The 18,692-nt window shown below is 59.5% G+C and carries 17 protein-coding genes; all 17 read left to right on the forward strand.

All coding sequences use genetic code 11. The features are described 5' to 3' along the window. The first annotated feature begins 20 nt into the window (after positions 1–20). Entirely contained in the window at positions 21–2,945 is a 2,925-nt protein-coding gene (locus tag JFT86_RS27730) for a TIGR00180 family glycosyltransferase (RefSeq protein ID WP_201239245.1), read from the forward strand. 30 nt (positions 2,946–2,975) lie between these two features. Next, the gene (pseB, locus tag JFT86_RS27735; protein ID WP_201239246.1) at positions 2,976–3,977 is read left to right on the forward strand and encodes a UDP-N-acetylglucosamine 4,6-dehydratase (inverting); all 1,002 of its coding nucleotides are present in this window, start codon (positions 2,976–2,978) and stop codon (positions 3,975–3,977) included. Continuing rightward, entirely contained in the window at positions 3,974–5,131 is a 1,158-nt protein-coding gene (gene pseC, locus JFT86_RS27740) for a UDP-4-amino-4,6-dideoxy-N-acetyl-beta-L-altrosamine transaminase (RefSeq protein WP_201239247.1), read from the forward strand. Before pseB ends, pseC begins: the two co-directional genes overlap by 4 nt. Positions 5,132–5,162: 31 nt before the next feature. After that, the gene (locus tag JFT86_RS27745; protein WP_201239248.1) at positions 5,163–5,783 is read left to right on the forward strand and encodes a pseudaminic acid biosynthesis-associated methylase; all 621 of its coding nucleotides are present in this window, start codon (positions 5,163–5,165) and stop codon (positions 5,781–5,783) included. Continuing rightward, a complete protein-coding gene (gene pseF, locus JFT86_RS27750; protein WP_201239249.1) occupies positions 5,780–6,475 on the forward strand; it encodes a pseudaminic acid cytidylyltransferase in 696 nt (231 codons plus the stop codon). Before JFT86_RS27745 ends, pseF begins: the two co-directional genes overlap by 4 nt. Continuing rightward, positions 6,472–7,977 carry a UDP-2,4-diacetamido-2,4,6-trideoxy-beta-L-altropyranose hydrolase gene (gene pseG / locus JFT86_RS27755; protein WP_201239250.1) on the forward strand — a complete coding sequence of 502 codons (1,506 nt, stop codon included), beginning with the start codon at positions 6,472–6,474 and terminating at the stop codon, positions 7,975–7,977. The genes pseF and pseG overlap by 4 nt, the downstream gene beginning before the upstream one ends. Beyond that, complete coding sequence (pseI, locus tag JFT86_RS27760; RefSeq protein WP_201239251.1) at positions 7,970–9,022, forward strand: pseudaminic acid synthase; 1,053 nt, start codon at positions 7,970–7,972, stop codon at positions 9,020–9,022. The genes pseG and pseI overlap by 8 nt, the downstream gene beginning before the upstream one ends. A 226-nt stretch (positions 9,023–9,248) precedes the next feature. After that, positions 9,249–10,175 carry a ketoacyl-ACP synthase III gene (locus tag JFT86_RS27765; protein WP_201239252.1) on the forward strand — a complete coding sequence of 309 codons (927 nt, stop codon included), beginning with the start codon at positions 9,249–9,251 and terminating at the stop codon, positions 10,173–10,175. A gap of 87 nt (positions 10,176–10,262) precedes the next feature. Next, positions 10,263–11,552, forward strand: coding sequence for a 6-hydroxymethylpterin diphosphokinase MptE-like protein (locus tag JFT86_RS27770; protein ID WP_201239253.1), 1,290 nt, complete (start codon positions 10,263–10,265; stop codon positions 11,550–11,552). Further along, a complete protein-coding gene (locus tag JFT86_RS27775) occupies positions 11,549–11,815 on the forward strand; it encodes a hypothetical protein (RefSeq protein ID WP_201234440.1) in 267 nt (88 codons plus the stop codon). Before JFT86_RS27770 ends, JFT86_RS27775 begins: the two co-directional genes overlap by 4 nt. Positions 11,816–12,059: 244 nt before the next feature. Beyond that, the gene (locus JFT86_RS27780; RefSeq protein WP_016984295.1) at positions 12,060–12,911 is read left to right on the forward strand and encodes a flagellin domain-containing protein; all 852 of its coding nucleotides are present in this window, start codon (positions 12,060–12,062) and stop codon (positions 12,909–12,911) included. A 73-nt stretch (positions 12,912–12,984) separates the two neighbouring features. Next, the gene (locus tag JFT86_RS27785) at positions 12,985–13,341 is read left to right on the forward strand and encodes a flagellar protein FlaG (protein WP_201239254.1); all 357 of its coding nucleotides are present in this window, start codon (positions 12,985–12,987) and stop codon (positions 13,339–13,341) included. An 82-nt stretch (positions 13,342–13,423) separates the two neighbouring features. Then, positions 13,424–14,884: a flagellar filament capping protein FliD gene (fliD, locus tag JFT86_RS27790; RefSeq protein ID WP_201239255.1), complete on the forward strand. Its 1,461-nt coding sequence runs from the start codon at positions 13,424–13,426 to the stop codon at positions 14,882–14,884. A 130-nt stretch (positions 14,885–15,014) separates the two neighbouring features. Next, positions 15,015–15,410 carry a flagellar export chaperone FliS gene (gene fliS, locus JFT86_RS27795; RefSeq protein ID WP_201239256.1) on the forward strand — a complete coding sequence of 132 codons (396 nt, stop codon included), beginning with the start codon at positions 15,015–15,017 and terminating at the stop codon, positions 15,408–15,410. 10 nt (positions 15,411–15,420) lie between these two features. Then, entirely contained in the window at positions 15,421–15,717 is a 297-nt protein-coding gene (gene fliT / locus JFT86_RS27800; protein WP_201239257.1) for a flagellar protein FliT, read from the forward strand. 172 nt (positions 15,718–15,889) lie between these two features. Continuing rightward, positions 15,890–17,365 (forward strand): sigma-54 dependent transcriptional regulator, encoded by a 1,476-nt coding sequence (locus tag JFT86_RS27805; protein WP_016984300.1) that lies wholly within the window; start codon positions 15,890–15,892, stop codon positions 17,363–17,365. Between the two features lie 128 nt (positions 17,366–17,493). Continuing rightward, the gene (locus JFT86_RS27810; RefSeq protein WP_201239417.1) at positions 17,494–18,687 is read left to right on the forward strand and encodes an ATP-binding protein; all 1,194 of its coding nucleotides are present in this window, start codon (positions 17,494–17,496) and stop codon (positions 18,685–18,687) included. Positions 18,688–18,692 lie beyond the last annotated feature (5 nt).

The following is an 18,692-nucleotide window of genomic DNA, read 5'->3' on the forward strand; positions in this document are numbered from 1 at the left end:
GCGCCGTTTGTGGGGAATATATGCAAGGCAAGAACACTTCTGGAACCGGTCCGGCACTCAACGAACAGTTGACCATTGTGCTGATCTCTCACGAACGCCCGGCGTTTCTGCGTAGAGCCATTCGCTTCTACAGCAGCCTGCCGTGCAGGATTCTGGTGCTGGATTCGTCGGCGGCGGCGCTGGCGGGCATCCCTGCCGAATTCACCAACGTGGATTATCAGCACTTGCCGCAGTTCGGCTACTGGGGTATTCGCGCCAAGCTGGCTTACGGTGTCGAGCAGCTGCAAACGCCTTACATGGTGTTTGCCGCCGACGATGACTTCCTTGTGCATGATGCCCTGCATGAAGCCGTGGCATTCATGGATGCCAACCCCGATTACAGCCTGTGCCATGGCTACAGCCTGATGTATCTGGCATTGGCCAACAGCGTCAATTACTACCGCCGTGACAAGAAAGTCTGCGAAGACTACTCGGCCGATCAGGCCGAGGAGCGTTTGCTCGATTACATGCACCAGTACCTGCCGCCGTTCTATGCCGTGCAGCGTACGGCGATCTTGCGCGACTGGTACGCGGCCATGCCGCAAGACACGATCTTCCAGTGGCAGGAAGTCGGTCACACCTTTTACATGCTGGCCCGGGGCAAGGTGCGGATTCTGCCGATCCCGTATGTGGTGCGCGAAATCAACTACGAGCAGTCCGATCACAACACCGAGATCTATCACACGCTGGCCTATATGGATGGCAAGAGCGTGGCCGGGCGCGAAGCGTTCGCCGAGTTCCTCGCGTCGTTGCCGACCCAGCTCCAGCATCAGGATCCACAGCAGGGCAAACAGTTTGCCCTGAAGAGTTTTGCCGCGCTGGCCGAAAGCCTGCGGACCTACCGGGCACTCACCGCCGAGTTGATCTTCGAGTCGACCTGGATCGATATCGAGGCCGGCCCGCAACGTCGGTTCGGGCCGAAGCAATACGTGGAAATGCCTTTCTATAACCAGGTGTTTTTCGATCAACTGACGCAATTCGAATTTCTGTTGCACGCGATGCCGGCCGGACGCGTTCAGCTCAAAGAGCTGGAAGGCATTTGGGCTCGCCAGCAGAGCCTGATGCTGGCACGCAACAATGACACTCCGGAAAGTGTCCTCGACCGCTTGTGGCAGGCGCACGACGCCAACGTGTTCAATCGCGCGGTGATCAAGCAACTGCTCGCGCAATTGCAACCGCTGGACGAGGAAGACGACGCGCCAGTGCTGCGCGATTGGGTCGCGCGTCTGGACGCGGTGTTGCTCGAAGGGCATCAGCCGACATTCGCCAAAATGCTCACCGGCCGCCTGCTCGAGTGGCTCGCCGCGCGTGCGCCTGACACCGAGCAGGCCACGGCGATTGCCCGCCACCTGGCAGACAATGCCGGTGGTCCGCAGTTCGGCATCTTCCTGCTCGATCTGGACAACGACATCGACAAGTTGCAAATCTCCCTGGACAGCTTGCTCGAAGGCCACAGTAAAGCTTTCAAGGTCGTGGTTTTCACCACGGGTGAGCCGCCGGCTGCAACCACTGCACAAAATACGCTGCACTTTGTGCGAGTGACCCAAGGCAACTTCGTCGACAAGCTCAACCAGAGCGTCAATCAATCGACCTGCGACTGGCTGCTGCTGGTTGAGGCGGGTGAAGAGTTCACGGCTGCCGGCCTGTTGCGTGCCGGCCTGGAACTGATGGCTGCGCCAGGTGTGCGTGCGGTTGCCACGGATGAAATCCAGCGCCAGGAAAACGGGGCGCTAGTGGATATGTTCCGCCCCGGCTTCAACCTGGATCTGCTGCAGAGCGTTCCGTCACTGATGGCACGGCACTGGTTGATTCGTCGCGAAGTGCTGACAGGGCTCGGCGGTTATCAGGCCGATTTCAGCAAGGCGCTGGAGCTGGATGTGCTGCTGCGCATCATCGAGGAGGGTGGTCTCGACGGTCTGGCCCATCTCGATGAGCCTTTGCTGATCACCCGGGCGCCAGTGCTGGCAGAAAATCCTCACGAGCGTCAGGCGCTGCTGCGGCACTTGGGCAATCGTGGTTACAAGGCTCAGGTCACTTCGACGCAGCCTGGCACCTGGCAGATTGACTATCGTCATGCCGAGCGGCCGCTGGTCTCGGTGATTGTGGCCGCCGGCGACGATCTTGCCGCCTTGAAACGCTGCCTGGATGGCGTGCTGCTCAGAACCCGTTACACCCGCTATGAGCTGTTGATTGCGGTCAACCCGAACTCGTCGGCCGAGGTCAATGACTGGCTGGCAACGCTGCGCAACGGCAAAGTGCGGGTACTGCATGCTGATCGCCCGCTCGATCAAGTCGCACTGTGCAACGCGGCCAGCGAGCAGGCGCAGGGCGAATATCTGGTGCTGCTGGCCACCGACAGTGAAGTGGTCAACCCGAACTGGATCGAGTCGTTGCTCAATCACGCCCAGCGTCCTGAGGTCGGCATCGTCGGTGCCAAACTGGTGGACCGCGACGGCAAAATCTCTCAGGCAGGTTTGATTCTCGGGTTGAACGACGGGGTGGCTTCGGCCTTCATCGGCGAGAAACACGCTAACGAGGGTTACATGCAACGCCTGGCGGTCGAGCAGAACTATTCGGCGGTGTCGAAGGCGTGCCTGATGGTGCGCAAGGACTTGTTCAACGCGCTGGGTGGCCTGGACGACGTGAGCTTCGCCGCCGGCTTCAGCGATGTCGATCTGTGTCTCAAGGCCGGGCAGGCCGGTTACCTCACCGTGTGGACGCCGCTGGTGCAGGTCTTGCACACCGGCGAGTTGCCGCAAGCTCCTGAAGCATTGGCGGCATTGCGTGAGAAGTGGAGCGCGGCCTTCGCCCAGGATCCGGCGTACAACGCCAACCTGGCGCTGACCGGCAAAGGTTTTACCCTGGGTGAAATTGCCCCGATCAATTGGGCGCAATTGCTCGGCTAAGCCTGGCGAACAGGACACAGGAATTCAGACATGTTCAACGGTAAATCGATTTTCATCTCCGGTGGCACCGGCTCGTTCGGGCGCAAATTCATTGCCCGCCTGCTGGAGCAATACCAGCCCAAGCGCGTGGTGGTGTTTTCCCGTGATGAACTGAAGCAGTATGAGATGCAGCAGACGTTCAACGCGCCGTGCATGCGTTACTTCATCGGTGACGTGCGCGATGCCGATCGTCTGCGTCAGGCCATGCGCGGCATCGACTACGTGGTGCATGCCGCGGCGTTGAAGCAAGTGCCGGCGGCGGAATACAACCCGACCGAATGCATTCGCACCAACGTCAATGGCGCGGAGAACATCATCGCCGCCGCCATCGACAATGGCGTGAAAAAAGTCGTCGCGTTGTCCACCGACAAGGCGGCCAGCCCGATCAACCTGTATGGCGCGACCAAGTTGCTCTCGGACAAGTTGTTCGTCGCCGCCAACAACATTGCCGGCGAGCAGCAAACCCGGTTTGCCGTGGTGCGCTACGGCAATGTGGCCGGCTCGCGGGGTTCGGTGGTGCCGTTCTTCAGCAAGCTGATCGCCGACGGCGCAGAGGAGTTGCCGATCACTGACGAGCGCATGACGCGGTTCTGGATCACCCTCGACCATGGCGTACAGTTTGTGCTCGACAGCTTTGCGCGCATGCACGGTGGTGAAGTGTTCGTGCCGAAGATTCCGTCGATCCGCATCGTCGATCTGGCGCGCGGCATGGCCGAACATCTGCCGCACAAGCACGTCGGCATCCGTCCCGGCGAAAAGCTCCATGAGTTGATGGTGCCGCTGGACGATGCGCGGATGACTCTCGAGTTTGCGGATCACTACACCATCCAGCCATCGATTCGCTTCACCAGTGTCGACGTCGATTTTGCCGTCGACAAACTTGGCGAGCGGGGGAGTGCCGTGAGCGAAGATTTCGAATACCGTTCCGACACCAATCCGCATTTCCTCTCGGTCGGGCAGATCGCCGACCTGCACGCGAAGCTCTCGGTATGATTCCCTACGGTCGGCAAAGCGTCGATCAGGCAGACATCGATGCCGTCGTCGAAGTGCTGCAGTCGGACTGGCTGACCCAGGGGCCGAGCATCGAGCGTTTCGAGCAGGCGATGGCCGCGCGTTGTCAGGCCGACTTCGCCGTCGCGGTGTGCAACGCCACGGCGGCGCTGCACATTGCTTGCCTGGCGGCAGGCCTGGGGCCGGGTGATCGGCTGTGGACGACGCCCAACACCTTTCTCGCCTCGGCCAACTGTGGACGTTATTGCGGTGCCGACGTTGATTTCGTCGACATCGATCCGCTGACCTGGAACCTCGATGTCATCGCCCTCGCAGCGAAACTCGAGCAGGCCGAGCAGGACGGCGCATTGCCGAAAGTGCTGGTGGCGGTGGCGTTCTCCGGGCAGAGCTGCGACATGCGCAGGATTGCCGAACTGGCCGAGCGCTACAACTTCACGGTGATCGAAGATGCGTCTCACGCGGTCGGTGCGTCCTATGCAGGACGTCCGGTGGGTTGTGGCCAATTCGCGGCGATGACGGTGTTCAGTTTCCACCCGGTGAAGATCATCACCAGCGCCGAGGGCGGTATGGTCTTGACCAATCGCCCGGCGCTGGCCGAGCGCCTGCAACGCCTGCGCTGCCACGGCATGACCCGCGATCCGCAGCAGATGAGCGAGCCGAGCCACGGTCCGTGGTACTACGAGCAGATCGAGCTGGGTTTCAATTATCGGATCACCGATCTGCAGGCTGCGCTGGGTTTGTCGCAACTGGGCAAACTCGACGACTTCATCGCTCGGCGTCGCGAACTGGCGGCGCGTTACGATCGCCTGCTGGCGTATTTGCCGGTGACGTTGCCCAGCCTTCAGCCTGAGGCAGAGTCGGCTTGGCATCTGTATGTGATTCGCTTGCAGACCGATCGCATCAGCCTCAGTCACCGTCAGGTGTTTGAAGGCTTGCGCAGTGCCGGTATTGGCGTGAATCTGCATTACATTCCTGTGCACTTGCAGCCCTACTATCGCGACCTGGGTTTCGCCGAGGGCGATTTCCCCGAAGCCGAGCGTTATTACGCCGAGGCGATCAGCCTGCCGCTGTTTGCGCTGTTGAGCGATGAACAACAGGATTACGTGGTCGAGCAATTGCGTCGGCTGACCGAATAACTGCCGCTGTGGCACCGGATGAGTATCTGCAATGCGTCCTTTGAGTGAGCAGGAACAGTTCTGGCAGGGCGACTTCGGTAACCAGTACTTCGAGCGCAATGTGGGGCAACCGCTGGTGGCGGCGAACCTGGCATTGTTTGCCAAAGCGCTGAGCCGCGCCGCAGGCATCGAGAGCCTGCTGGAACTGGGCACCAGCGCCGGCAACAATTTGCAGGCGTTGCATCAACTGCTGCCACGCTGCGAGCTGTTCGGTGTCGAGATCAACGACAATGCCTGTGCGCAGGCACGGACGTTGGGCATTGCCCGGGTCTGGCAGGGCTCGCTGCTCGATTTTCCGCGTGAACGCCGCTACGACCTGACATTGAGCAAAGGCGTGCTGATCCACCTGGCCCCGGAGCTGTTGCCGACGGCTTATGCGCAGTTGTATGAGTTGAGCCGGCGCTACATCCTGATCGCCGAGTATTACAATCCGGCGCCGCTGGAAGTGTCTTATCGTGGCAACAGCGGCAAGCTGTTCAAGCGTGATTTCGCCGGCGAAATGCTCAATCGTTATGCCGATCTGCAGTTGCTGGATTATGGTTTTGTCTATCACCGCGATCCGCAGTTTCCTGTGGACGATATCACTTGGTTTCTGCTGGAAAAACGCCCTTGAGCAACGTCGCAATTATCCCGGCCCGTGGCGGCAGCAAACGTATTGCGCGCAAGAACCTGGCGTTGTTCGATGGCGTGCCGATGATGGTCCGTTCGATCCGCACGGCGCTGGATTCAGGTTTGTTCGAGCAGGTGGTGGTCAGCACCGACGATGCCGAGATTGCTGATGTGGCGCGAGCGCACGGTGCGCAGGTGCCCTTCATGCGTCCGGCGGCGCTGGCTGATGACTACACCGGCACCGCGGCGGTGATCGTGCACGCATTGCAGCAACTGCCGGCTTTTGATTACGCCTGTTGTGTGTATGCCACGGCACCGCTGTTGCAGGCACGTTATCTGCGGCAGGGCATCGAGTTGCTGGAGCAACGTCCAGACAAGTCTTTCGCGTTCTCCGTGTGCGGTTTTGGTTTTCCGGTGCAGCGTGCACTGACTCTGGACGGACAGGGCGCCTTGACCGCTTTGTATCCCCAATTTCGCGAGACTCGCTCCCAGGACCTGCCCGAAGCCTTTCAGGACGCCGGCCAGTTTTACTGGGGGCGCAGTGAAGCGTGGTTGCGCGGCGAAGTGCTCTATTCGCCCGCCAGCCTGCCGGTGATTCTGCCCCGCCATCTGGTGCAGGACATCGACACCCTTGAAGACTGGAAACGCGCCGAATACCTTTACGCCGCGCTCAAGGCCGGTGGAGAGCTGCAATGAGAGTTTTGATTCGTGCCGACGCCTCGCCAACCATCGGCAGCGGCCACATTGCCCGCTGCCTGACGCTGGCGCGGGTGTTGCGCGGGCAGGGCAGCCACGTCGCGTTTGCCTGCCGCTGCCTGCCGGGCCATCGCCTGGATGCCTTGCGCGCCGAGGGCTTCGAGACGTTTGCGCTGCCTGAGCGCTACGTCGGTGAAGACCCGCAACAGGCCATCGAATCGATGCTGCCGTGGCAGGCCGACATCGACGCGCTGGGCATGCAGCTTGAAAGTCATGCCGAATTCGACTGGGTCATCGTCGATCACTACGGTCTCGATCACCAATGGCAAACGGCTGCTCGACAGTGGGCGGCACGGATTGCGGCAGTGGATGATCTTGCCTCGCGGCGCTACAGCGTCGATCTGTTGCTCAATCAGAATCTCTCGGGCCTGCACGAAAATTATCGGCCGCTGTTGCCTGAAGGGTGCCGCACCTTGCTCGGCCCACGCTATGCCATGTTGCGTAAAGAGTTCAGCTGCCCGGCCATCGAGATCAAAGACCGGGCCCGACGGGTATTGGTCAACTTCGGCGGTTTCGATGCCGCGCGGCAAACTCATCATGCGATGCTCGCGCTGGCCGATTTTACCGCGTTGCAGGTGGACTTCGTCGCTGGCGCCGACAATCCGGCATGGGCGCAGATGCAGGCCTTGGCCGAGACACGGCCGAACTGGCGTCTGCACAGTTTTGTCAGCGACTTCTACCAGCGCATGACCGAGGCTGATCTGTTTATCGGCGCCGGGGGTGGCACCAGTTGGGAGCGGGCGGCGATGGGGCTGCCGACGATCTGTATTGCTGTATCGAACAATCAGCAGGCCAACGGCGAAGTCATGGCGGCAGCGGGCGCGCATGTGTTCCTGGGCGCCCGTGAGCAGGTCAGTGTCGAGCAGTTGCGCGACGCCATCGGCTTTGTCACCGGCAATCATTATTTGCGCCAGAGCCTGGCCGAACGCTCTCGACAACTGGTCGACGGACGCGGTGCCGAGCGGGTCGCGGCGGCACTGGCCGGTGCCGTGCTGAAGGTGCGCGCGGCGACGCTGGACGATGCGCAGTTGCTATTCGATGGGCGCAATGCCGAAACGGTGCGGCGCCGGTCGCTGGACACTGGCGTGATCGATTGGCCGCAACACCTGAACTGGCTGACGGCGACTTTGCGCAATCCGCAGCGCCTGCTGTTGATCGCTGAAGCGGACGACGGCGCAGTCGGCGTTGTGCGTTATGACCTGAGCGGGACTGAGGCCGAAGTTTCGATCTATTTGCTCGAAGGGCGGATGGGGCTGGGCTGGGGCAGGGCGCTGTTGGCCCGTGGCGAGGCATTTGTTGCCACACACTGGCCGCACCTGCAGGTCATCACCGCACAAGTGTTGCCGGACAATCGTCCCTCATTGAATGTGTTTCGTGACGCCGGTTTCACTCAGACTGCCTGTGCGTTCACCCGTGTTTTGAAGGATCACCCGCATGACTAGTTTCAAGATTGGCGACCGCTTGATCGGCGCCGAGGCGCCGCCCTTCATCATCGCCGAGATGAGTGGCAACCATAACCAGTCACTGGACGTCGCCCTGCAAATTGTCGAGGCGGCGGCCAAGGCCGGGGCGCATGCGCTGAAGCTGCAAACCTACACCGCGCAAACCATGACCCTGGATCTGGCTGAAGGCGAGTTCTTCATCAAGGATCCGGGCAGCCTGTGGGCCGGTACTTCGCTTTACGATCTGTACGAAAAGGCCCACACGCCATGGGAATGGCACGCGCCGATTTTCGCCAGGGCCAAAGCGCTGGGCATGCTTGCCTTCTCGACGCCGTTCGATGACACCGCGGTGGATTTTCTCGAAAGTCTCGACGTGCCGGCCTACAAGATCGCCAGTTTCGAAAACACCGATTTGCCGTTGATCCGGCGTGTGGCGGCTACTGGCAAACCTCTGATCATTTCCACCGGCATGGCCAGCATTGCCGAGCTGGATGAAGCCGTGCGCGCCGCGCGCGAAGCCGGTTGCAAGGATCTGGTGTTGCTCAAGTGCACCAGTACGTATCCGGCCACGCCGCTCAACAGCAACGTGAGGACCATCCCCCATCTGCGTGATTTGTTCGGCTGCGAAGTGGGGCTGTCGGATCATTCGATGGGGGTTGGCGTATCGGTGGCCGCCGTGGCGCTCGGTGCGACGGTGGTGGAAAAGCATTTCACCCTCGACCGTTCAGCAGGCGGCGTCGATGCCAGTTTTTCGCTGGAGCCGGCGGAAATGGCCAGCCTGGTGGTGGAAACCGAACGCGCCTGGCAAGCCATGGGCCAAGTGCATTACGGCGTCACTGAGGTCGAGCGCAAGTCGCTGGTCTATCGCCGCTCGCTGTACGTCACCGCCGACATGGCGGCCGGTGACACCTTTACCGGGGACAATCTGCGCGCCATTCGCCCCGGCCTCGGTCTGCCGCCCAAGCACACCGACGCGGTTCTTGGCCGCCGTGCGCGTGCGCCGATCAAGCGCGGCACGCCGCTGGACTGGTCGTTGGTCGAATAACCCGATCTGCACCGATTCGGCAAAATAGCGTGACCTGTGAGTCATAACGCGCATCTTCACTGTATTGTATTGATCGGGGAGATGGCGCCTGGCTCGTTTTCGATTCCAGTGATAGCCCTTTGCGCTCCCCGTGGCTGCCCGTTGTGGCGGCCGTTTTCTGTTTGTCGGCGCCCCTCGAAATCCTTGCGAGCGGTGGTCTTGGGCTGTTTTTTATTGGGAAGCCGTAATGATTGGCATAAAAAGCATTGCGAGCTACGTTCCTGTAGCCGGCGTGGACAATTACGCACAAGGTGCAAAATTCGAGAAGGATGAAGAGTTCATCCTTGGCAAAATCGGCTCGGCATTCCTGCCGCGCAAAAATGCTGATCAAGAGACTTCCGATCTGTGCGTGGAAGCGGCCAATGCGCTGTTTGCCAGCAACCCTGAACTGAAGCGTGAATCAATCGACGCACTGATCGTCGTCACCCAGAACGGTGACGAAGAAGGCCTGCCGCACACCGCCGCGATCGTGCAGGACAAACTCGGTCTGCCGACCAACGTTGCGGCGTTCGACATTTCCCTGGGTTGCTCCGGTTATGTCTACGGCATCTACGCGATCAAGGGCTTCATGGAAGCCGCCGGCCTGAAGAACGGCCTGCTGATCACCGCTGACCCGTATTCGAAAATCGTTGATCCGGAAGACCGCAATACCACCATGCTGTTCGGCGATGCCGCCACTGCAACCTGGATGGGCGAAGATCCGACCTGGGCGCTGGGCAAGGCCAAGTTCGGTACCGACGGTTCCGGCGCACCGCACCTGAAAGTCACTGACGGTGTGTTTTTCATGAACGGTCGTCAGGTGTTCAACTTTGCGCTGCTCAAAGTCCCGGCGCACTTGCATGAATTGCTCGACGATAGTGGGCTGAACGCTGACGACATCGACGCATTCTGCATTCACCAGGGCAGTGCGGCGATTGTCGATGCCGTGGCGCGTCGTTTCGAAGGCGAGCCTGAGAAGTTCATCAAAGACATGGTCGAGACCGGCAACACCGTGTCGTCGAGTATTCCGCTGCTGCTGGAAAAACACGTGATCGATTCCGACTGGCAGCGCATTGCGCTCAGCGGTTTTGGCGTTGGCTTGTCGTGGGGCTCGGCGATCATCTATCGCCCCTGAACCCGATTAAAAACGGCTGATACAAAAATAGCGTTCAAGGTTAACCTTGAACGCTATTTTTTTGCCTGAAAGGGAGCGCGAGGCGCCATGAGCGAGTTTTTCCAAGACAACGCCCAGGTGATCCAGCAACGCTGGCCGGCGCTGTTTGCACGATTGGTGGCTGAAGACAGTTCGGCCATTCAAGCCGAACTGGTGCAAGGCCTGGGCTCTACGTTGAGTGTGGACGGAATTCAACTGACCAGTCGTCACGACCGGATCCACGAGGCCCGAGTCCAGGCGGCCAGCCTGCCGGAAAAGCCTCGGTTGCACGTCTACGGCACCGGCCTTGGGGACTTGCCGTCGGTGTTGCTGGAGCGCGCCGCACTTGAGCGGTTGTACGTGCATATCCTTAACGGCGCCTTGTTTGCGTTGGTTCTGCAGTTGCTCGACCAGCGGCAATGGCTTGAAGATCCCAGAGTGGAATTGATGTATGCCGGCGATCATGCGGATATCTACACGCCGTTTTTTGCGCTACCCGCCGAAATGCTTCTGGCCGATGACTTCAGCGCGAAAATTCGTGATCGGCTGGTCAATGAAGTTCACCTGAGTTTCAATAATCGCGAGTTCGATCCGCAATTGCCGGCGATCCAGCAGCGCCTGCGCGATAGCCTGGAGGTGCTGCTTGCCGATGATGACGTAGCGCAACTGTTTGGCACCTGCAGCGACCGCGAGATCTATGTGATCGGCACCGGACCGAGCCTGGAAAACCATTTTGAACGGCTGGCGGCGGTGCGGGCTCAGGCCGAGCGGCCGCTGTTCATTTGTGTCGACACGGCTTATCGGCCTTTACGTCAGCACGGGATCATCCCCGATCTGGTGGTGACGATCGATCAGTTGATCAGCTTTCGGCATCTGCCCTTCGAGGAGTCCGACGGTATCCCGCTGGTGTACCTGCCCATGAGCTCCACCCAGGTGTTGAAGGCCTGGAAGGGCAAGCGTTATGGCGCTTATACCGCCAGCCCGGTCTACGCCACATTGCGTGAGCAGCACCCTCGGGCCGAATTGCATGCCGGCGGCAGTGTGATTCACCCCGCCGTGGACCTGGCGGTGAAAATGGGCGGCACGCGCATCACCCTGTTCGGCGCCGACTTTGCCTTCCCGATGAACAAGACACATGCCGGATGGGACGATGGCGACCTGGGCCCGGCCCTCGAGCAGGCGCGGCACTGGGTCCATGACGGCAATGGCGAACGGGTCAGGACGCAGCTGAATTTTCGTGGCTACCTGTGCGTGCTGGAGCGTTATATCGCGCGGCATCCAGAGGTTAGCTTCCTTAACAGCAGTCGGGCAGGGGCGATGATCGTGGGCACGCAGTTCAATCCGGAGTTTGTGCAATGAGTGCGCAGGTGACGTGCATCAGCGCATGCCGGCAATGCGCCGGCTTGTTTCGTTTGGGGCGTGATGTCGAAGCGGCGCTGACGATGGTCGAGGTATTCGACGAGGCGCAGCGGTTGTTTTCGCTTGCCCCTGAGCAGGTTCAGCAGTCGTGGGCACAGGTCCTGACAGACATTCTGGCGTGTCAGGAACGCCAGGATTGGTTGGGGCTTGCCGATTTCATCGAGTATGAACTGATTGAATTGCTGCAAAGCGCACAGCGCTGAAGGGGGACCGACGGCTCTGGCACAGGGGTTGGTGGTGCGGGCAGTTTTATGGCGTCATTTTTTCGTGGGTGGGGGCGCGCTAAGCCCTTGTTTTTTTGGGAGTGGCAGGGTGATGGCAAATTTTTTTCAAAAAGCCCTCAAGCAACCTGCAAACCCGACGATAACTATTACGAAGGTTCTCTAGGCCATACCCGGCGGTTGCCAGGGCCGGAAGCCGCAGTACCCAACCAACGAGGAATTCGTCATGGCTTTAACAGTAAACACCAACACCACATCGTTGAACGTTCAGAAAAACCTGAACCGCGCTTCCGACGCTCTGTCGACTTCGATGCAGCGCCTGTCTTCCGGCCTGAAAATCAACAGCGCTAAAGACGACGCCGCTGGCCTGCAGATCGCTACCCGTATGACTTCCCAGATCCGTGGTGGCAACCAGGCGATCCAGAACGCCAACGACGGTATCTCCGTTGCTCAGACCGCTGAAGGCGCTCTGCAAGCTTCGACCGACATTCTGCAGCGTATGCGTGAACTGGCTGTTAAAGCCCGTACCGGCACCAACGGCAGCATCGACCAGAAAGCAACGAACGACGAATTCGCCCAGATGTCGGACGAACTGACCCGTATCTCTGCTTCGACCAACCTGAACGGCAAAAACCTGCTGGACGGTTCGGCTGGTACTGTGACCCTGCAAGTGGGCGCAAACACCGGTTCGGCTAACCACATCGACCTGGTACTGAGCTCCAAGTTCGACGCCGTCAGCCTGTCCGTAGGTAGCGGTACTGTAGTTCTGACCGGTGCAAGCGTATCGGGCGCTGCTGCCAACATCGACAACGCAATCACCGCGATCGACGCTGCAATTGCAACGATCAACAGCACTCGTTCGAGCCTGGGTGCTTCGCAGAACCGTCTGACCAGCACCATCTCCAACCTGCAGAACATCGTTGAGAACACCACCGCTGCACAGGGTCGTGTACAAGACACCGACTTCGCCGCAGAAACTGCTAACCTGACCAAGCAGCAAACTCTGCAGCAGGCTTCGACCTCCGTTCTGGCTCAAGCCAACCAACTGCCTTCCGCTGTACTGAAGCTGCTTCAGTAATTTCGGAACAAGTTTGGGCGGGAGGGTGCGCTGGTCGCGCTCTCTCGCCTTTTTACGTTAGGAGGTGATGAGCATGGACATGAGCGTCAAGCTTAACCAGTCTTATCCGGCTCCCAAGCCAGTAACGCCGGTTGCTGACAAACCGTCAGAGACGCCTAAAGTTGCCAAGACTGAAGCCCCGGTCGCTGCCAAGAGTCAGGATACGGACGATGCCAAGTTGAAGCTGGCGGTGCAGGAGATCGAGAAGTTCGTTCAATCGATCAAGCGCAATCTGGAGTTCTCCATCGACGAACACTCCGGAAAGGTCATCGTCAAGGTAATCGCAAGCGAGACGGGTGAGGTTGTTCGACAGATCCCCTCCGCAGAAGCTCTCAAGCTGGCAGACAGCCTGGCCAATGCAAGCCACGTGTTGTTCGACGCCAAAGTCTGATAGCTGGCATGAATAATGTTTGTCTGTTCTCAGGACGCGTGTAACGGTCAAAAGAATGGCAACAATCTGAAGGGAGATGCACATGGCAAGTCCAATTCTACCGGGTTCCGGACTGGGTTCCGGCCTGGACATCGGTGCGATCGTCACTGCGCTGGTCAACGCTGACAAGGCGCCGAAGCAGACGCAGATCGACACCGCGACCAAAGCCAACACGCTGAAGATTTCCGGCGTCGGTTCGCTGAAGAGTGCGTTGACCGCGTTCCAGACGGCGATGACCAATCTGGGCAGCAAGACCAATCCTGCCTTTTCCGGCTTCACCGCGACTTCGAGCAATACCAATCTGAGCGCGACGTCCGACAGCACTGCAGTGGCGGGCAATTACAACGTTGTTGTCAGTCAATTGGCCACTGGCTCGAAAATCGCCAGCGCCTCTTTCGCCGGCGGTGCCGCCAGTGCCATTCCGAGTGGTACCCTGAAAATCAGTCAGAATGGCACTGATTACAATGTCGACATTCCGGCAAATGCCACGTTGCAAACCACCCGCGACGCCATCAACAAGGCTCAGGGCGCCAACGGGATTTCCGCCAACATCGTGACCGACAGCTCAGGTTCGTCGCGCCTGGTGATCAGTTCGAGCAAGACCGGCGAAGGTTCTGACCTCAAAGTCAGCGGTATTGCCGGTCTGGAAATCGATGGCACCCAGAAGATGGGCCTTAGCCCGTCTGCAGGCGCTTCAGGCGCTGTCAACGACGTTGCGGGAAACGCCAAGCTGACCATCGACGGCCTTGAAGTCACCAGCAAAAGCAACACGGTGACCGGTGCAATCAGTGGCTTGACCCTGAACCTGACGACGGTCAGTCCTGTCGTGGGTGGCGTTGGGACGCCGACTGTGGTCAGCGTGGACGCCAACACCAAAGGTCTGCAGACATCGATTCAGTCGTTCGTCGACGCTTACAACACGTTGAAGAGCACCATCGATACGCTGTCCAAGGCGACGGCGGATGCCGATGGCAAGCTGACTGTGCAGGCGGCTTTCACTGGCGACGCGATGCCGCGCGCACTGATTGCCGATATTCGTGAACAGTTGACGGCAACAGGCGCTGGCGGCCCGTTGTCGGTGCTGTCGCAGTTGGGTGTGATGACCGACCGTGACACCGGTAACCTGAAGTTTGATACCGCTGCTTTCACCAAAACCATGGCGCAGCCAGGCATGACCGGCCAGGTTCAACAGTTGTTCACCGGCACCGACGACACCAATGGCCTGCTGACGCGTATGAGCAAGGTGGTTGATCCGTATCTCAAGCCGCCAGCGGGTAGCATTACCGGCACCGGCCTGCTTGATCAGCGCATGGCCATTCTCACAAAAAACACCCGAAACCTGACCGACCAGCAAGCGGCACTGGACTTGCGCGTCGAGAACCTGACCAAGACGTTGACTGCCAAGTACAACGCCATGGACTTGCTGGTTGGGCAGATGAAGGCGACGGCGAGCAACATCACGTCGTTCTTCAGCTCGCTGAACGCTCAGCAGTCCGCGAAGTAACAGGCAGGCACGACAAAAACCCGGCTACGCTTTATCGGCGTGCGCCGGGTTTTTGTCTTTTTGATCTAAAGTTCTCTGACTCGTTGGCGATACACTGGTTATACGAGTCAATGTGGCAATGAGGTAGAACATGAATCCGATGTTAGCCCTTCGGCAATACCAGAAAGTCGGCGCACATGCCCAGACGTCCGAAGCGAGCCCGCACCGTTTGGTGCAGATGTTGATGGAAGGTGGTCTGGGGCGTATCGCCGAGGCCAAGGGCGCTATTGAGCGCAAGGATATTGCTGCCAAGTGCACGGCTATCAGCAAAGCTGTTGGCATCATTGGCGGCTTGTGTGAAGGTCTGGATCTGGAAAACAGCGCTGATTCGGTAGGTGAGCTCAACCAGCTCTACATCTACATGATGAAGCGACTCGCCGAAGCCAACGTCAAGAGTGATCCACGGATTCTCGACGAAGTTGCCGGTCTGCTGCGCACCGTAAAAGAAGGCTGGGACGGCATTGCTCCACCAGGCCCCCAGTTTTAAGGAGAGCACCATGAGTCTTGTATTGCAGCGAATTGCCGATACCCGTGAAGCGTTGGTCGGTGCCCTGGCCGAGCGCAACTGGGAAGCCATTGGTGAGCTCGATCTGGCTTGCCGTTCCTGCATGGAAGACGTCATGGCCGAGGCTTCGCTGGATGAGGCTGCGTTGCGAGAAAACCTTGAGGAGTTGCTTCACGTCTACAAGGAGCTTCTTGAGGCGGCCATGGGTGAGCGCCAGGCGATAGCCAACGAGATGTCGCAGATCACCCAAGCGCAAAAGGCAGCAAAGGTTTACCATCTGTTTGGTTAATTAATCCCCGGTTAATCCAGACATGTGCGCCATAAATTTGACTGTGCACGGTTTTTTGACTTAACTAGTGGCTGTTTTCAGATTTCAGGCGTCTACAGGCACAAGGTGTCCTGCAAGCGTCTCGCTTGCCCCATTTTTCGGGCATTGAGTTGACTAGGGAAGTTGCTATTGCATGTGGCGTGAAACCAAAATTCTGCTGATCGATGACGATAGCGTCCGCCGCCGCGACCTGGCGGTGATCTTAAATTTTCTCGGCGAAGAAAATTTACCCTGCGGCAGCCACGACTGGCAGCAGGCAGTCGGCTCTTTGTCGTCTAGTCGTGAGGTCATTTGCGTACTGATCGGGACGGTCAATGCTCCTGGTGCGCTTTTGGGCTTGCTAAAGACACTCTCGACCTGGGATGAGTTCCTTCCGGTTTTGCTGATGGGCGATAATTCTTCCGTCGACCTGCCGGAAGACCAGCGTCGCCGAGTGCTGTCGACGCTCGAAATGCCGCCTAGCTACAGCAAATTGCTCGACTCCCTGCACCGCGCCCAGGTCTATCGCGAAATGTATGACCAGGCCCGCGAACGCGGCCGTCATCGCGAACCCAATCTGTTTCGCAGCCTCGTCGGCACCAGCCGGGCGATCCAGCACGTGCGTCAGATGATGCAGCAAGTGGCCGACACCGACGCCAGCGTGCTGATCCTTGGCGAGTCCGGCACCGGCAAGGAAGTGGTCGCGCGTAACCTGCACTACCACTCCAAACGTCGCGACGCGCCTTTCGTGCCGGTCAACTGCGGGGCGATCCCGGCAGAACTGCTCGAAAGCGAACTGTTCGGTCACGAGAAGGGCGCTTTCACAGGTGCCATCACCAGCCGTGCCGGGCGCTTCGAGCTGGCCAACGGCGGTACGCTGTTCCTCGACGAAATCGGCGACATGCCGCTGCCGATGCAGGTCAAACTGCTGCGCGTCCTGCAGGAACGTACCTTCGAGCGCGTGGGCAGCAACAAGACCCAGAGCGTCGATGTGCGCATCATTGCCGCGACTCACAAGAATCTCGAAAGCATGATCGAGATCGGCACCTTCCGCGAAGATCTCTACTATCGCCTCAACGTGTTCCCGATCGAGATGGCGCCGCTGCGCGAGCGTGTCGAAGACATCCCGCTGCTGATGAACGAACTGATCTCGCGCATGGAGCACGAGAAACGCGGTTCGATCCGTTTTAACTCCGCGGCGATCATGTCGCTGTGCCGTCACGGCTGGCCGGGCAACGTTCGTGAGCTGGCCAACCTCGTGGAGCGCATGGCGATCATGCATCCGTACGGGGTGATCGGCGTCGTCGAGCTGCCGAAAAAATTCCGCTACGTCGATGACGAAGACGAGCAAATGGTCGACAGCCTGCGCAGCGATCTCGAAGAGCGCGTGGCCATCAACGGTCACACGCCGGACTTCACCGCCAACGCCATGCTGCCGCCGGAAGGTCTGGACCTGAAGGACTACCTCGGTGGTCTGGAGCAGGGCCTGATCCAGCAGGCACTGGACGATGCCAATGGCATTGTGGCGCGTGCCGCCGAACGTCTGCGCATTCGACGTACCACGCTGGTCGAGAAGATGCGCAAGTACGGCATGAGTCGGCGCGATGGAGACGAACAGGCGGATGATTGACGCCTGTTTTTCAACTGCTTCATTTATAAGCAGTTTTTTTTAGGCACGGGTATTGCTACATCCCTCGCAACGTTCCGTTTAACTGACGGTCAGCCAAGCGAGAGAGCACAATGCCCCAAGCCTCCCAGATGTCTTCTGCCTCCAGTCCCGAGGGGCAATCGTCCTCCGTAGAGCAGGCAAGCCGACAGGGTCTTGAGCAGGCCTTCGAGCTGTTCAATCAAATGTCCAGCCAGTTGACCGACTCCTACAGCATGCTCGAGGCGCGGGTGACCGAGCTCAAGGGTGAGCTGGCCGTGGTCAGCGCCCAGCGCATGCAGGAACTGGCGGAAAAAGAACGTCTGGCCAACCGTCTGCAAAACCTCCTTGATCTGTTGCCCGGTGGCGTCATCGTGATTGATGGTCACGGCATCGTGCGCGAAGCCAACCCGGCCGCCATCGACTTGCTGGGTCTGCCGCTGGAAGGCGAGCTGTGGCGTAATGTCATTGCACGTTGTTTTGCGCCGCGTGAAGACGACGGCCACGAAATCTCCCTGAAAAACGGTCGACGCCTGTCGATTGCCACGCGTTCGCTGGATGCCGAGCCGGGGCAATTGGTGCTGCTCAACGACCTGACAGAAACCCGTCATCTGCAAGATCAACTGGCGCGCCACGAACGTCTGTCCTCGCTGGGGCGTATGGTCGCCTCGCTGGCGCATCAGATCCGCACGCCGTTGTCCGCCGCGTTGCTCTACGCCAGTCACTTGACCGAGCAGGAACTGCCGGTCGCCACCCAGCAGCGTTTTGCCGGACGCCTCAAGGAGCGCCTGCATGAGCTGGAGCATCAGGTGCGCGACATGCTGGTGTTCGCTCGTGGTGAATTGCCGCTGACCGATCGCCTCACGCCCAATGCCTTGATGCAGTCGCTGCAAGCAGCCGCGCTGACCCATGTGCAGGACCTGCCGATTCGTTGGCAGTGCGACAGCCACGTCGGCGAGTTGCTGTGCAATCGCGACACGCTGGTCGGTGCTCTTTTGAATCTTGTCGAGAACGCGATTCAGGCCAGCGCCGGTGATGTCCGTCTGAAGGTGCATTGCTACACCCGAGACAACACGCTGCGGTTATGCGTCAGCGATACCGGCAGCGGCATCGAGCCGACCGTGCTGGCGCGCCTTGGCGAGCCATTTTTTACCACCAAAGTCACCGGTACCGGCCTCGGCCTGACCGTGGTCAAGGCTGTGGCACGGGCACATCAGGGAGAATTGCAGCTGCGTTCGCGGGTCGGACGCGGCACGTGCGCGCAGGTGATCCTGCCGCTGTTTTCCGCTGGACAAGGAGCTGAGTGAGCGCC

It is taken from the genome of Pseudomonas sp. TH06 (genome assembly GCF_016651305.1).
Classification (GTDB): domain Bacteria; phylum Pseudomonadota; class Gammaproteobacteria; order Pseudomonadales; family Pseudomonadaceae; genus Aquipseudomonas.

What these genes read in the sequence shown, in the direction of transcription:
- JFT86_RS27730 (WP_201239245.1), top strand. Translation starts at nt 21, where the DNA reads ATGCAAGGCAAGAACACTTCTGGAACCGGTCCGGCACTCAACGAACAG.
- pseB (WP_201239246.1), top strand. Translation starts at nt 2,976, where the DNA reads ATGTTCAACGGTAAATCGATTTTCATCTCCGGTGGCACCGGCTCGTTC.
- pseC (WP_201239247.1), top strand. Translation starts at nt 3,974, where the DNA reads ATGATTCCCTACGGTCGGCAAAGCGTCGATCAGGCAGACATCGATGCC.
- JFT86_RS27745 (WP_201239248.1), top strand. Translation starts at nt 5,163, where the DNA reads ATGCGTCCTTTGAGTGAGCAGGAACAGTTCTGGCAGGGCGACTTCGGT.
- pseG (WP_201239250.1), top strand. Translation starts at nt 6,472, where the DNA reads ATGAGAGTTTTGATTCGTGCCGACGCCTCGCCAACCATCGGCAGCGGC.
- pseI (WP_201239251.1), top strand. Translation starts at nt 7,970, where the DNA reads ATGACTAGTTTCAAGATTGGCGACCGCTTGATCGGCGCCGAGGCGCCG.
- JFT86_RS27765 (WP_201239252.1), top strand. Translation starts at nt 9,249, where the DNA reads ATGATTGGCATAAAAAGCATTGCGAGCTACGTTCCTGTAGCCGGCGTG.
- JFT86_RS27770 (WP_201239253.1), top strand. Translation starts at nt 10,263, where the DNA reads ATGAGCGAGTTTTTCCAAGACAACGCCCAGGTGATCCAGCAACGCTGG.
- JFT86_RS27775 (WP_201234440.1), top strand. Translation starts at nt 11,549, where the DNA reads ATGAGTGCGCAGGTGACGTGCATCAGCGCATGCCGGCAATGCGCCGGC.
- JFT86_RS27780 (WP_016984295.1), top strand. Translation starts at nt 12,060, where the DNA reads ATGGCTTTAACAGTAAACACCAACACCACATCGTTGAACGTTCAGAAA.
- JFT86_RS27785 (WP_201239254.1), top strand. Translation starts at nt 12,985, where the DNA reads ATGGACATGAGCGTCAAGCTTAACCAGTCTTATCCGGCTCCCAAGCCA.
- fliD (WP_201239255.1), top strand. Translation starts at nt 13,424, where the DNA reads ATGGCAAGTCCAATTCTACCGGGTTCCGGACTGGGTTCCGGCCTGGAC.
- fliS (WP_201239256.1), top strand. Translation starts at nt 15,015, where the DNA reads ATGAATCCGATGTTAGCCCTTCGGCAATACCAGAAAGTCGGCGCACAT.
- fliT (WP_201239257.1), top strand. Translation starts at nt 15,421, where the DNA reads ATGAGTCTTGTATTGCAGCGAATTGCCGATACCCGTGAAGCGTTGGTC.
- JFT86_RS27805 (WP_016984300.1), top strand. Translation starts at nt 15,890, where the DNA reads ATGTGGCGTGAAACCAAAATTCTGCTGATCGATGACGATAGCGTCCGC.
- JFT86_RS27810 (WP_201239417.1), top strand. Translation starts at nt 17,494, where the DNA reads ATGTCTTCTGCCTCCAGTCCCGAGGGGCAATCGTCCTCCGTAGAGCAG.